Raw genomic sequence first — 13,809 nt, 5'->3', positions numbered from 1 at the left:
CATGCCAACACACCTGTGCCTGCTGGGCGATGCCACCAGCCCCCATGTCCAGCGGTGGGCGCGGGAGATGCTCCAGCGTGGCTACCGCGTTTCGCTGATCACGGCCCGCCCCGCGTCCATCGATGGCGTCACGGTGCGGGCCATCCGGCCTGTGCACCGATCGCTGGACTGGCTGCTCCGTGTACGGGAAACGAGGCGCCACGTGGCCGAACTGGCTCCTGACCTCCTGCATGCCCATTACGTCACCTCCTACGGATATCTGGCCGCACGTTGCGGCAAACATCCGCTGGTGATGACCGCCTGGGGCAGCGACCTGTTGGTGACCCCCGGCAAAAGCGCCTGGATGCGCTGGCTGACCGGCTGGATACTGCGCCAGGCCGACCTCATCACGGGCGACTCAGCGAGCCTGATGAGCGCGGTGGCAGACTTCCGCCCGCCCGGCGCCGCCGAGGAAATCCATTGGGGTGTGGAACTGCAACGCTTCCACCCCGTGCCCTGGCGTCACAAGCAAGGCAGCCAGCTGGTGAGCCTGCGCGCCTGGGAACCCAACTACAACATCGACACCATCATCGAAGCGTTCGCCCTGCTGCAGGCGCGATTGCCGGGCGCCGATCTGCGCTTGCACCTGCTCGGCGGAGGCAGTCTGGAGGATGCCCTGCGCAGCCAGGCGCACACGGCGCAGCTGGACAACAAGGTGCAGTTCCACGGCCGACTCGATGACACGGGCATGACCCGGGTACTGGGCGCAAGCAAGATATCTGTGTCGGTGCCCAGCAGCGATGCAACATCGGTCGCCATGCTGGAGAGCATGGCGTGTGGCCTCGCCGTGGTGGCCAGCGAACTGCAGGCCAACCGGCACTGGATCGACGCTCAGTGGCTGGTTGCAGCCGGAGATGCCACAGCGCTCGCCGCCCGGCTCGAAGCCCTGATTGCCAATGACGCCATCGCGGAACAAGCCGGGCTGCAAAATGCTGCCCGCATAGCGCAAGACGGTGACCGCGCGGTGCAAATGAACCGCATGCACGCGCTGTACCAGCAACTGCTCCGTACACCTTGAACCCCATGCCCCAAGGCCTTGAATTGGACAACCTGATCAGCGTGATCGTGCCGTGCCGCAACGAGCGCCAGCACATCGACGCTTTCTGCAACTCCGCCCTGCTCCAAGAACTGCCCGCAGGCTGGCGCATGGAAGTGCTGATTGCAGACGGTGACAGCGATGACGGCACGCGCGAACACCTGATGCAGCGCTGTGCTGCAGACCCCAGGCTCGTCCTGGTGGACAATCCCGGCCGCATTGTGTCCACCGGGCTCAACGCCTGCATTGCCCGCGCACGGGGCGGCACCATTGCCCGCATGGACGTGCACAGCCAGTTTGCCCCCGACTACCTTGCGCAGTGCATCGAGGCGCTTGAACGCACCAGCGCTGACAACGTGGGCGGCCCTTGGGTCGCCCAAGGAACGGGCCCCACCGGGGCCGCCATAGCCGCCGCCTTCCAATGCCGCTGGGTGGTGGGTGGCGCACGGTCGCGCGATGTGCAATACGAAGGCGAGGTGGATACCGTCTACCTCGGATGCTGGCCCCGCGGCGTGTTTGACCGATTCGGGCTGTTTGACGAAGCCCTGGTGCGCAACCAGGACGACGAGCACAACCTGCGCATGCGCCTGGGGGGTGCACGCATCTGGCAGAGCAGCCGCATCCATTCCACCTACCACCCGCGCAATTCGCTCAGGCACCTGTTCGCGCAACAACGGCAATATGGCTACTGGCGGCCTTTTGTGATGCGCAAACATGGGCAGCCGGGCTCCGTGCGACAACTGGTGCCCGCAGCTTTTGTGGCCGCAGCAGTGGGCGCCGCCGCCGCCTCGCCGTGGTCCGCCTGGCCCTTGGCTGCACTGGGCATCGCCTACGCAGGGTATCTTCTGGCGGCATCAGTGGCGGCAGCCCGGTCGGCCCGCAACGGGGGACTGCTGCCCCGCCTCCCGGGGACGATTGCAGCGTTTCATGTGGGCTACGGCCTGGGTACCTGGCGAGGACTGTGGGACATTGCGCGCTCGCGCGCCCCTTCGTCCGACTTTGCACGCATCACCCGATGACCGACAACGAACCCCAGGCCGTCAAGGCCCGCTACGCCCGGCGCGACACAGTGGCCGACGAAGCGCGCTACAGCCTGTATGCCAACGCTGCGGCGCTGCAGGCACAGCAGGAGCGCCTGCGCGCCATGGCACGCATCTGGCGGGCCCACGGCTGGAGCAGCCTGGCCCAGCGGCCCATGCTGGAGGTTGGCTGTGGGAGTGCGGGCAATTTGCACGATCTGGTGCGGCTGGGCGCCACGCCCGCTTGCCTGACGGGCCTGGAGCTTCTTCCAGAACGTGCCGCCGCAGCGCGCGCCTTGCTACCAGCGGGCGTGGCCATTGCCGAAGGCGATGCCGCCTTGGCCCCGGTGCAGCGCGCCAGCCAGGATGCCGTGCTGGCGTTCACACTCTTCAGCTCCTTGCTCGACGAGGGCTATCGCCGCCATCTGGCCGACGTGATCTGGCAATGGGTCGCGCCCGGCGGCGGTGTTCTCGTCTATGACTTTGTCGTCAACAACCCCGCCAACACCGATGTACAGGGCATTCCACTGCGCGAACTGGGCATCCTGTTTCCCGAGGCCCAGATACACTCCCGCCGCGTTACGCTGGCACCTCCGCTGGCACGGCGCCTGCCCGCGCCAGCGATTACGCCAGCATCCGCACTGCTGTGGTTTCTGCGCACCCACCGCCTGACCTGGGCCGTGAAGCCACGCTGAGCGCGGCCTCGCTCTGGCCCTTTTAGCACTCACCACAACGCCCATGAACTCCCCCGCCGACCTACCCTTTCTCCCGTTCGCCCGCCCCGACATCGGGCCGGCAGAAATCGATGCCGTCAGCGCGGCCATGCGCTCGGGATGGGTCACGACCGGGCCCAAGACCAAAGAGTTTGAGCAGGCATTCACCGCCTTCCTGGGCGGCGGTGGTCTGCAGAGCATCGCCGTCAACTCCGCCACGGCGGGCCTGCACCTCGCGCTGGAGGCCCTGGGCATCGGCCCCGGCGATGAAGTGATCGCGCCCACACTGACCTTCACCGCCACCGTGGAGGTGGTGCGCTACCTGGGTGCGGACCCGGTACTGGTGGACGTGGACCCGGTGACCCTCAATATCGACCCGGCCAAGGTACGCGCCGCCATCACGCCCCGCACCAAAGCCATCATGCCCGTGCACTACGGCGGGCTGGCCTGCGACATGGACGCCATTCTGGCCATCGCCAAAGAACATCACCTGAAGGTGGTGGAAGACGCGGCCCATGCCTTGCCCACCACCTGGCGCGGCACCCTGGTGGGGCAATTGCAATCCGATGTCACGGTGTTCAGTTTTTACGCCAACAAGACCATCACCACCGGCGAAGGAGGCATGGCCGTCACGCACGACCCCGCGCTTGCGCAACGCATGCGCACCATGCGGCTGCACGGCATGAGCCGCGATGCGTTTGACCGCTTCACTTCCAAAACCCCGGCCTGGTACTACGAGGTGATCGCGCCCGGCTTTAAATACAACATGACGGACGTTGCAGCCGCCATGGGCGTGGAGCAGCTGGCACGGCTGCCGCAGTTTGTGCAGCGGCGCCAGGCCCTGGCAAACCGCTACCACGAACAGCTGGCGCCCCTGCCCCTGAACTTGCCAGCCAATGCACCCCAGGGCGACATCCACGCATGGCACCTGTATGTCATCCGGCTGCGTGCCGATGCACCGCTGGGGCGAGACGAGGCCATCCAGGCCCTGTCGGACCGGGGCATCGGCACCAGCGTGCACTATGTGCCGCTGCACCGGCACCCGTACTGGCGGGACCGCTATCAGCTCACGCCGGAGATGTTCCCCCAGGCCGATGCAGCCTACCAGGCCATGATCAGCATCCCCCTGTTCACCGCCATGGGTGACAGCGATCAGGACCGTGTGATTGCCGCGCTGCACGAGGTGCTGGGCTGACATGCCCAAGCGGCTGTTCGACCTGTTCTTGGCCGCCCTCGGGCTGCTGCTGCTCGCGCCCGTGCTGCTGGCCGTGGCACTGTGGGTGGTGTGGGATTCGCCCGGCCCAGCGTTCTTTCGCCAACAGCGTGTGGGCCGCGCGGGCAGGTTGTTTCGCATCTACAAGTTCCGCACCATGCACCCGCGCGCAGAAGCTGCGGGCCCGGCGATTACCGTGGGGGCCGACGCCCGCATCACCCGGGCTGGCCACTGGCTGCGGCGCACCAAGATCGATGAATTGCCGCAGCTTTTCAACGTGCTGCTGGGCCATATGAGCCTTGTCGGCCCCCGGCCCGAGGTGCCGCACTATGTGGCACTTTACCCGGACTCTGTGCGAGACCTGGTGCTCAGTGTGCGGCCCGGCATCACAGACCGCGCCTCCATCGAGTTCCGCGACGAAAGCACTTTGCTGGGCCAGAGCAGCGATCCGGAGCGCACTTACGTGGAGCAGATTCTGCCCATCAAGCTGCGCTATGCCGCGGAGTACGCCCGCTCGCACACGCTTTGGAGCGACCTGAAGATCATCGTGAGGACGGCATCCGCGCTGTGGGGCGACCGGCCGTCCAGGGGATAAGAACCTGTTCTAAATCTTTTCGGGGTCGCATAAGGTCCTTGCCGGGATGGGATGCAAGGCGCGGAGCGCAGTGGATAGCCCGGCTATCCACAAGCGCCGCAACGCCGCAGACCGCCCGGCAAGGCACTTGCCCGAAGGGTTTGAGTGAAATCGGGCGATTGGAAGCCTCGGCTGCTTGCATGGGCGTGCGCCCATGCGGCGCATCCGTTGCGTCCACTCATCCCGATTGCACTCCAATGCGATCCCCGAAAAGATCTTGAACAGGTTCTTAGGACCTGTCGGCAACACATAGCCGATAAAATGAGGGGTTTGGCTGAACCCAGCCCCCATTTCACGCCCCCGCATCGACGGCACCTATGTCAGACCAAAACCACGCCCCCGCTCCCCAGGACGAAAACCAGCTCATCGCCGAGCGCCGCGAAAAGCTCCGCGCTCTGCGCGAAGTCCAGGCCACTGGCGGTGGGGTTGCCTTCCCCAATAACTTCAAGCCCGGCCACAAGGCTGCCCAGTTGCACCTGGAACACAGCACTGCCACGAACGAGTCCCTCGAAGCCACGCCGGTGAACGTCTCGGTCGCTGGCCGGATGATGCTCAAGCGCGTGATGGGCAAGGCCAGTTTTGCAACCGTGCAGGATGGCTCGCTGGGCGACGTGGGCGGCCGCATTCAGCTCTATGTGACCCGTGACGCCGTGGGCGAAGACCTGTATGCCGCCTTCAAGCACTGGGACCTGGGCGACATCGTGGGCGCCGAAGGCACGCTGATGAAGACCAAGACGGGCGAGCTGTCGGTCAAGGTGACCAGCCTGCGCCTGCTCACCAAGAGCCTGCGCCCGCTGCCCGACAAGTTCCACGGCATGGCCGACCAGGAGCAGAAATACCGCCAGCGCTACGTGGACCTGATCACCGACGAGCACGCCCGCAAGCGCTTCATGGCGCGCAGCAAGGCCGTGAGCGGGCTGCGCGAGTTCATGGTGAGCCACGGCTTCCTCGAAGTCGAAACGCCCATGCTGCACCCCATCCCGGGCGGCGCGAATGCCAAGCCGTTCGTGACGCACCACAACGCGCTGGAGCAGGAGATGTACCTGCGCATCGCGCCCGAGCTCTACCTCAAGCGCCTGATCGTGGGCGGCTTCGAGCGTGTGTTCGAGATCAACCGCAGCTACCGCAACGAAGGCATCTCGGTGCGCCACAACCCCGAGTTCACCATGATGGAGTTCTACGCGGCGTACTGGAACTACCTGGACCTGATGGACTTCACCGAGACCCTGATCCGTGAAGTGGCCCTGAAAGCCACGGGCTCGCTGCAGATGACCTACCAGGGCCGCGCGGTGGACCTGACCCAGCCGTTTGCCCGCCTGACGATCCGCGAAGCCATCTTCCAGCACACCGAAGCAGGCGCCCATGTGGACGATGCCGCCTGGCTCATCAGCGCATTGAAGAAGCTGGGCATGACCGAAGAGAAGGACAAGCTCTCGGCCCGCACGCTGGCCAGCCTGCAGGTGCTGTACTTTGAAGAAACGGTGGAAGACAAGCTGTGGCAGCCCACCTTCATCATGGAGCACCCCACCGAGATCTCGCCCCTGGCGCGTGCCAACGACGCGCGCCCCGAGGTGACGGAGCGCTTTGAGCTGTACATCACCGGCCGCGAGTTCGGCAATGGTTTCAGCGAACTGAACGACGCCGAAGACCAGGCCGCCCGCTTTCACGCCCAGGTGGCCGCCAAAGACAGCGGCGATGACGAAGCCATGTTCTACGACCACGATTTCGTGCGCGCGCTGGAATACGGCATGCCCCCCACGGGGGGTTGCGGTATCGGCATTGACCGTCTCATGATGCTGCTGACTGACAGCCCCAGCATTCGCGACGTGATCCTGTTCCCCGCGCTGCGCCGCGAGTCCTGAGTCGCGCGCCCCGGATGCCCTCGGGGCATCCCGGACCCGCCCTTTGACGGCCCCAAGGAGACACTACCGTGCCCTTCAGTTCCAGCAACGCCCCCTACCCGGCCAGCCAGCCCTTGCCCTCGGGCAACGCTTTTTCGGTGCTGGTGGTCGAAGACCAGGGATCCGTGCGCGCAGCGCTGGTGGCCGAGCTGCGGCGGGCTGGGGTGTCAGACATCTTTGAGGCGCCCGAGGGCAACGCAGCGCTGCACCTGTTCAAAACCCACCGCCCCGATCTGGTGCTGCTGGACATCCGGCTGCCCGGCCAGGACGGCTACTGGGTGGCCCAGCAGATGCGCGAGAGCGAGGCGGGCGACTGGACACCCATCATCTTCCTCTCGGGCCTGGACAACGAACTCGATGTGTGGCGCGGTATTGAAGTGGGTGGTGACGACTACCTCGTCAAACCCGTCAAGCCTATCGTGCTGATGGCCAAACTGCGTGCCATGCGCCGGCTGCTGGACATGCGCCGCAGGCTCGTCTCCATGTCGGCCGAGTTGCATCTGGCCAACCAGCGGCTCAACGAAATGGTGGAAATCGATGCGCTCACCGGCCTGGTCAACCGCCGGGGGTTCGACCGCATTCTGCACAACGAGATCCTGGCTGCGCGCCGGGACGGCACGCCGCTCACGCTGATGCTGTGCGACCTGGATCACTTCAAGCTCTTCAACGACGCCAGCGGGCATGTGCAGGGCGATGCCTGCCTGAAGGAAGTCGGCCGCCTGTTGCGCGAGGTGTGCGTGCGCCCTCGTGACATCGCCTCACGCTACGGTGGTGAGGAATTCGCCCTCATCCTGCCCAACACGCCACGCTCGGGTGCCATGACCTTCGCGCGAGCCCTGGGACAGCTGCTCAAGGTGCGCGCCCTTCCACACGCAGATTCACCGCTGGGCAACATCCTCACGCTGTCAGGCGGCATCACCACCTGCGTGCCTGACGACAGCACCAACGCCGAAAGCATGATCATGCGTGCCGACCAGGCGCTTTATGCCGCCAAGGCCCAGGGCCGCAATCGCTTCTTCAGTTTTGAAATGCAGATGGACACCGTGGAGCAACTGCGCAATTGAGTTTCTTTTCTGCCCTCACGTTTGACGCCACCGAGCGCAACGCCCGCACCGCCGTTTCGCGCATGCAGCTGCTGAAAACCCGCCTTCCCGACTGGGTACAAGACTGGCTCGAAGTCATCATCCCCGGCACACAGATCCTGCTGATCCTGTTTGTCGCCTGGCTGCTGCAACGGGTGCTGCGCCGCATCGTGCGCCGCGCCAGCGCGCACTACCAGGTGCCCGACGAACTGGTGGTGCCCATGAACGGGCTGATCCGCTGGCTCATCATTGCCAGTGCGGCGCTGCTGGTGCTGGAACGCATGGGGGTGTCGGCCACCGTGCTTTGGACCGCGTTCACCGGGTTTGCCACTGTCGGGGCCGTGGCCTTTTTCGCAGCGTGGAGTGTGCTCTCCAACCTGTTTTGCGCGCTGCTTATCTTCACCGTGCGGCCCTTCAAGATTGGCGACCACATCGAGGTGCTGGACACCGCCGAAAAGCCCGGGGCCAAAGGACGTGTGGTGGACATCAACCTGCTCTACACCACGCTCGAAGACCATGGCGCTGCGGCGGACCAGGTCGCCTGGCTGCAGATTCCCAATGCGCTGGTGTTTCAACGCGTGGTGCGCAGGTTTCAGGGGGTGCCACCACCGCCTGCACTACCCGCCAACGCTGCAGAGGCCGCAGAAAGTGCCCCGGCAGCCCCGCCTCCAGTCACGCCAGGGCCTTTCAACACGCCCTAGTCCACTGAAACCGAGAAATCGGCTGTGCGTGAGGGTCTGGCAGGGTCGCACGCTAGGCGGCGGGCGCAGGCGGGTTGCACACCCGGCGAGCACGGCAACGACGAGGGCGCCGCACCAGACTCCGGGCCACGGGCTCTCACGGCGTCAGGGCAACAGATCCAAGGCCTGCAGATAGGCGGGCTGGTACATCAGCTCATCCCAGGCCTGGGGAAGGGTTTCGGGCAGCAGCGCCAGGCGGCGGGATTCGCTGTCCACACTCGGTTGCCAGCGGCCCTGGTTCTGGGCCTGTTCCAGGCCGTCGATGAGTTCATCCACGGCCTTGCCATCGCCCACGCTCTGGTTGCACAACAGCACCAGGTCGCAGCCTGCCTCCAGCGCCGCCACGGCTGCGTCGGTGTAGCTGACGACCTGGCCGTCCAGACGCCGAGCGCCTTCCATGCTGAGGTCGTCGCTGAAGATGGCGCCGTCAAAACGCATCTGCCGCCGCAGGATGTCCTGCAGCCAGCGCTGCGAGAAGCCTGCGGGGCGGCTATCGACCTTGGGGTAGATCACATGGGCGGGCATCACGCTGGTGAGCGTGCTGCTGAGCCAGGGGTATGGCGCGGCGTCGTCGGCCAGGATGGCCTTCAGGCTGCGCTTGTCCACCGGCACCTCGGTGTGCGAGTCGGCTTTGACAAAGCCGTGCCCCGGGAAGTGTTTGCCGCAGTTGGCCATGCCGGCCTGCAGCAGACCGTGCATGAGGCTCTTGGCGAGCAGCGCCACCACACGCGGGTCGCGGTGAAAGGCACGGTCGCCGATCACACCGCTTTCACCCCAATCGAGATCGAGAACCGGGGTGAACGAGAAATCAACCCCACAGGCGCGCAACTCCGCACCCAGCACATAACCCGCCGCCGTGGCCGCATTGGTGGCGCGCAGCGCGCCGCTGCCAGGCACGGCCTTGGCGCCCTTGCCATCGTCCATCCACATCTCGCCGAGAGCGCGCATGGGCGGCAGGTGGGTGAAGCCATCGGTGCGAAAGCGCTGCACACGGCCGCCCTCATGGTCCACGCAGATCAGCAGATCGTCACGCACGGCCTTGATACTGCTGGTCAGCTGGAGCAGCTGCGCACGGTTTTCCCAGTTGCGGGCAAACAGGATCACGCCACCGGTCAGCGGGTGGGCCAGGCGGCGGCGGTCGGCGGCGGTCAGCTCTGTGCCTGCCACGTCGAGGATGAGGGGGGCATGTTCGGTCATAGGGTGTCAAACATCAGTTTGCTATTGAAAACATAGCTTCTAGCGCTTTTCCATCAAGCGCCAGAGGCCATTTTTAATCAAATCTCTCTACCACACAGAAGCTGGCGGCATAGTCGGTCTCGTCGGTCACGCTCAGGTGCGCTTTCAGCCCTTTGGCATCAAACCATTCCTTGAGTGCGCCGTGCAGCACGATCACGGGCTGGCCGCTCGCAAGCTTGGCCACTTCGCAGTGGCGCCAGGTCATGGGCATGCGCATACCCAGGCCGATGGCTTTGCTGAACGCTTCCTTGGCAGAGAACCGCGTGGCCAGGTAGCGCAGGCCGCGGTCGGGCCAACGGCCACTCCTCTCGCGCCAGGTGGCCAGTTCGCCGTCGGCCAGCACCTTCTGGGCAAAGCGCTCGCCGTGGCGTTCCAGGCTGGCCGCGATGCGGCGCACGTCGCAAATGTCGGTGCCAATGCCGTAGATCATGGTTTTTGAATGAAATTGGGCTCTAGCGCTTATCCATCAAGCGCTAGAAGCTATCAAATCAGGAGTGAACAGGTTGTACGGCACAACCCAACTGGATGCAGCCCAGGTAGGCCACCACCGTGGCGGCGTAGCCCAACTCCAGCGCGTCGGCAATGAGGGCATGGCCGATCGAGACTTCGAGCACACCAGGCACCTCGCGCACAAAGGCGGCAAGGTTGTCACGGTTGAGGTCGTGTCCCGCGTTCACGCCCAGCCCCACATCCAGCGCGGCTTGGGCGGCGGCGGCGTAGCGCTTGAGCTCAACGTCTTGCTGCGGCGTGCCCCAGGCTGCGGCATAGGGCTCGGTGTACAGCTCCACCCGGTCAGCGCCCACCGCCTCGGCGGCAGCCATCTGCTCGGGCACGGGGTCCATGAACAGGCTCACGCGCACGCCCAGTGCTTTGCACTCGGCGATCAGGGGTGCCAGGCGCTCGGCATCCTGCGGAAAGCTCCAGCCGTGGTCGCTGGTGAACTGGTCTTCGCTGTCGGGTACAAAGGTCGCCTGGTGCGGGCGAACCTTGCGGATGAAGTCCATCAGGTTCTGAGACGGATTGCCCTCGATGTTGTATTCGCGGTCGGGCCAGGCCTTCATCAGCGTGGCCAGCTCGAACACGTCCTGGCTGCGGATGTGGCGCTCGTCGGGCCGGGGGTGCACGGTGATGCCCTGGGCACCGGCCTGAAGGCACAGCTCGGCCGCGCGGGTGACGCTGGGAATGCCCAGATGGCGCGTGTTGCGCACCAGGGCGACCTTGTTGACATTGACCGAGAGGGCCGTGGCGTGGGAGGTGCGAGAGGTCTGGTTCATAGGGCCTGCAGATCGATCATGAGCTGGCGGGTGCGCAGCATGGGGCTGCCGCAATGGTATTGCAGCAGGGTGCGCAGCTGGGGTTTGAGTTCTGCGGCCACCGGCGCACAGGCACGCAAGGTGGCGGTGTAGGTGGCGGCGTCGTCCAGCGCGCGTTGCAACGTCTGCCACTGGACGCCGAGCAGGCCCGCGCGATCGGCCGAGGAGGAGGCGCGCAGGCCGCCTTCGGGCACCAGCGTGTAGCGCGTCTTGGGTTGCAAGACCTCCAACGTCATGGTCTGAACATCCAGGCCAGGAAGCAAGCCAATCTCGCGCAGCAGCAATAGCTCGAAGCTGCGCAGCACGGGCTCTAACGCATCGCCGTGTTCGCTGGCCAACACGCGCACCACACCGGCATAGGCATCGAACAAGGCCGCATGTGGATCGGCGCGCGCCAGCAGGCGCAGCAGTAGCTCGTTAAGGTACATGCCCGACAGCAGGGCATCGCCGGTGGGCATCACATGGCCGCCCACCCACTCCGCCCCCTTGAGGGTGTGGATGTCTGCGCTGCCATCGCCGGTGAGCGTGTAAGTCACCAACAAGGGCTGGAGCGGCAGTAGCACCGGGCGGAAGTTGGAGCTGGGCTTCTTGGCCCCCTTGGCCACCAGCGCCACACGCCCTTGCTGACGGCAGAAAACCTCCAGGATCAGGCTGGACTCGCTCCAGTCGTAGCTGTGCAGCACGAAGGCGGGTTCATCGGAGATGCGCTTGGCGGCAGCCATTGGCTTCAGGCCCGCAGAAATGCATGCGGCTGGCAAGCGCCAGACAGCTTGTGCCGCCCGGGCAAGACAGGGTCGCGGGCGGGCACGGAGTTATTCGTAACCGAACGAACGCACGCGCGCCTCGTCGTCGGCCCAGCCAGAGCGCACCTTGACCCACAGCTCCAGGAACACCTTGGCATCCATGAGCTTTTCCAGTTCCTGGCGGGCTTCGGTGCCAATACGCTTCAGGCGCTCGCCCTTGTCGCCGATCACCATCATCTTGTGGTTGTCACGCTCGACCACGATGGTGGCAGCGATCTTGACCAGGCGCTTGTGCTGCTTGCTGGCTTCTTCCTCAAACTTGTCGATCACCACGGTAGAGGTGTAAGGCAGTTCGTCGCCCGTGAAGCGGAACAGCTTCTCGCGCACGGTTTCGGACGCCAGAAACTTCTCGCTGCGGTCGGTCAGCTCGTCTTCGCCGTACCACCAGCCCTGCTCGGGCAGGTACTTGGCGCAGATGCCGAACAGGCGCTCGATGTCGCCCTTGTTCTTGGCCGACATGGGCACAAACTCGGCAAACGGGTGGCGCTCCTGCATGCTCTTGAGCCAGGGGGCCAGCTCGGCGCGGCGGTGCACCATGTCAAGCTTGTTGGCCAGCAGCAGCGTGGGGATGCCGGGCTTGAACAGCGACAGCACCTTGGCATCGGCCAACGTGAAGTTGCCGGCCTCGACGACGAAGAGGATCAGGTCCACGTCGCCAATCGCGCCCATCACGGTCTTGTTCAGCGACTTGTTGAGTGCGGTGGCATGGCGCGTCTGGAAACCCGGCGTGTCCACAAAAATGAACTGTGTCTGCTCGCGCGTACGAATACCGGTAATGCGGTGCCGCGTGGTCTGCGCCTTGCGCGAGGTGATGCTGATCTTCTGCCCCACCAGGGCATTGAGCAGCGTGGACTTTCCCACGTTGGGCTTGCCCACGATGGCGATCACGCCACAGCGCTGGCCAGGCACGGCGGCCGGGGAGCCTGCTGCCGCCAGCATGGCTTCGAGGTCATTTTGCGCACCAACGCTTGTTGGACCGTCTTCATCCGCTACATCTTTGGTAGCATCATTCATAATTTCTTTGCTTTCAATGTGGCCAGCATGGCAGCCGCGGCGGCCTGCTCGCCCGCCCGGCGGGAGCCACCGATGCCGCGTTCGGTGAGGCCCAGTTCGGGAATATCGCACTCGACGTCGAAGGTCTGGCGGTGCGCAGCGCCCACTGTGGCGACGACCTTGTACTGCGGCAGCTTCATTTTGCGGCCCTGGAGCAACTCCTGCAATGCAGTTTTCGCGTCCTTGGATGCAGCCTGCATCTGCGGGTTGATCTCCACGCCCTGAAAAAGGCGGTGCACCAACGCTTCGGCACTCGCGTACCCGGCATCCAGGTACACCGCACCAATCAGTGCTTCCAACGCGTCGGCCAGGATGGAAGGACGTTGCTGGCCGCCCGATTTGGACTCGCCCTCACCCAGACGCAGCACCTCGGAAACCTTAAGGCCCAGCGCCAGCTGGTGCAAGGTGTCCTGCTTGACGAGGTTGGCACGCACGCGGGAGAGATCGCCTTCCGGCAAGGCCGACAGCTGCCGGTACAGCAGGCTCGCGACCGCCAGATTCAACACGGAATCACCCAGAAACTCCAGCCGCTCATTGTGGTCGGCCGAAAAACTGCGGTGCGTGGTGGCGCGCTGAAGAAGGGATGGATCGGAAAAAACATGCTGCAGACGGGTCTGCAGCGCTTGAAGGCCGGGATGCACTAGTTGGTCTGTCCTTCAAAGCGATAGACAAGGTAGGCAGGGCCTGCCAGCGCTATCTCGCGGGAATACTTGAAGGAAACCACGATCTTGTTGTCGCCGCGCTTGGCAATCTCCAGGTCTTTACCATTGATGGAACTGATGTTGTCAATGGCTGCAGCGCGGTCAAAGCTGGCCCGGACATCAGCGACGGTGGAGGCCTCCTTGGCAGCCTTGGTCGCCGCCTTGTTGATCGCTTGGTACTCCAGAAAGATTGGGACAGACTGTCCGCCAATAGCAAATGCAGCCACGGCGATCAAACCGATAAAAATCACCCCAATGAATGACAAACCGCGTTGGCGAAATGGACTGGTAGAGCGATTGATATGCATGTATTTCCCCCTCAGTGT

At 64.7% G+C, this 13,809-nt stretch carries 15 protein-coding genes; 8 read left to right on the top strand and 7 right to left on the bottom strand.

The features are described 5' to 3' along the window. Nucleotide 1: 1 nt before the first annotated feature. The 8 genes from NFX52_RS08665 to NFX52_RS08630 all read left to right on the top strand — a co-directional run bounded on the left by NFX52_RS08665 (nt 2) and on the right by NFX52_RS08630 (nt 8,338). A complete protein-coding gene (locus NFX52_RS08665) occupies nt 2-1,057 on the top strand; it encodes a glycosyltransferase (RefSeq protein WP_252635605.1) in 1,056 nt (351 codons plus the stop codon). A 5-nt stretch (nt 1,058-1,062) separates the two neighbouring features. Beyond that, nucleotides 1,063-2,094, top strand: a complete 1,032-nt coding sequence (locus tag NFX52_RS08660) for a glycosyltransferase family 2 protein (protein WP_055399433.1) — start codon at nt 1,063-1,065, stop codon at nt 2,092-2,094. After that, nucleotides 2,091-2,789 carry a methyltransferase domain-containing protein gene (locus NFX52_RS08655; RefSeq protein WP_055399434.1) on the top strand — a complete coding sequence of 233 codons (699 nt, stop codon included), beginning with the start codon at nt 2,091-2,093 and terminating at the stop codon, nt 2,787-2,789. Before NFX52_RS08660 ends, NFX52_RS08655 begins: the two co-directional genes overlap by 4 nt. 43 nt (nt 2,790-2,832) lie before the next feature. Next, nucleotides 2,833-4,002, top strand: coding sequence for a DegT/DnrJ/EryC1/StrS family aminotransferase (locus tag NFX52_RS08650; RefSeq protein WP_055399436.1), 1,170 nt, complete (start codon nt 2,833-2,835; stop codon nt 4,000-4,002). Nucleotide 4,003: 1 nt separating this feature from the next. Then, nucleotides 4,004-4,615 carry a sugar transferase gene (locus tag NFX52_RS08645; RefSeq protein ID WP_055399437.1) on the top strand — a complete coding sequence of 204 codons (612 nt, stop codon included), beginning with the start codon at nt 4,004-4,006 and terminating at the stop codon, nt 4,613-4,615. 356 nt (nt 4,616-4,971) lie between these two features. After that, on the top strand, nt 4,972-6,516 hold the full coding sequence (gene lysS / locus NFX52_RS08640; RefSeq protein ID WP_055399439.1) for a lysine--tRNA ligase: 1,545 nt from the start codon (nt 4,972-4,974) through the stop codon (nt 6,514-6,516). Between the two features lie 68 nt (nt 6,517-6,584). Further along, entirely contained in the window at nt 6,585-7,619 is a 1,035-nt protein-coding gene (locus tag NFX52_RS08635) for a GGDEF domain-containing response regulator (RefSeq protein ID WP_055399441.1), read from the top strand. Nucleotides 7,620-7,681: 62 nt separating this feature from the next. Next, a complete protein-coding gene (locus NFX52_RS08630) occupies nt 7,682-8,338 on the top strand; it encodes a mechanosensitive ion channel family protein (protein WP_055399491.1) in 657 nt (218 codons plus the stop codon). 144 nt (nt 8,339-8,482) lie between these two features. Here NFX52_RS08630 and nagZ read toward each other — a convergent pair whose 3' ends face one another. The 7 genes from nagZ to NFX52_RS08595 form a co-directional block, all read right to left on the bottom strand. Continuing rightward, nucleotides 8,483-9,574 carry a beta-N-acetylhexosaminidase gene (gene nagZ, locus NFX52_RS08625; RefSeq protein WP_055399443.1) on the bottom strand — a complete coding sequence of 364 codons (1,092 nt, stop codon included), beginning with the start codon at nt 9,572-9,574 and terminating at the stop codon, nt 8,483-8,485. 73 nt (nt 9,575-9,647) lie between these two features. Then, nucleotides 9,648-10,043: a holo-ACP synthase gene (gene acpS / locus NFX52_RS08620; protein WP_055399445.1), complete on the bottom strand. Its 396-nt coding sequence runs from the start codon at nt 10,041-10,043 to the stop codon at nt 9,648-9,650. Nucleotides 10,044-10,101: 58 nt separating this feature from the next. Next, the gene (locus NFX52_RS08615; RefSeq protein WP_055399447.1) at nt 10,102-10,887 is read right to left on the bottom strand and encodes a pyridoxine 5'-phosphate synthase; all 786 of its coding nucleotides are present in this window, start codon (nt 10,885-10,887) and stop codon (nt 10,102-10,104) included. Further along, nucleotides 10,884-11,648, bottom strand: coding sequence for a DNA repair protein RecO (gene recO / locus NFX52_RS08610; protein ID WP_055399448.1), 765 nt, complete (start codon nt 11,646-11,648; stop codon nt 10,884-10,886). Before recO ends, NFX52_RS08615 begins: the two co-directional genes overlap by 4 nt. A gap of 90 nt (nt 11,649-11,738) precedes the next feature. Next, the gene (era, locus tag NFX52_RS08605; RefSeq protein WP_055399450.1) at nt 11,739-12,743 is read right to left on the bottom strand and encodes a GTPase Era; all 1,005 of its coding nucleotides are present in this window, start codon (nt 12,741-12,743) and stop codon (nt 11,739-11,741) included. Next, nucleotides 12,740-13,423, bottom strand: a complete 684-nt coding sequence (rnc, locus tag NFX52_RS08600; protein ID WP_055399452.1) for a ribonuclease III — start codon at nt 13,421-13,423, stop codon at nt 12,740-12,742. The genes era and rnc overlap by 4 nt, the downstream gene beginning before the upstream one ends. Then, a complete protein-coding gene (locus tag NFX52_RS08595) occupies nt 13,423-13,791 on the bottom strand; it encodes a DUF4845 domain-containing protein (protein ID WP_055399454.1) in 369 nt (122 codons plus the stop codon). The genes rnc and NFX52_RS08595 overlap by 1 nt, the downstream gene beginning before the upstream one ends. Nucleotides 13,792-13,809 lie beyond the last annotated feature (18 nt).

Origin of the sequence: Acidovorax facilis, from assembly GCF_023913775.1 — a bacterium.
GTDB lineage: Bacteria > Pseudomonadota > Gammaproteobacteria > Burkholderiales > Burkholderiaceae_C > Acidovorax > Acidovorax facilis.
Note: the sequence above shows the minus strand (reverse complement) of the source record. Positions and strands in the feature narration are given on the sequence as shown.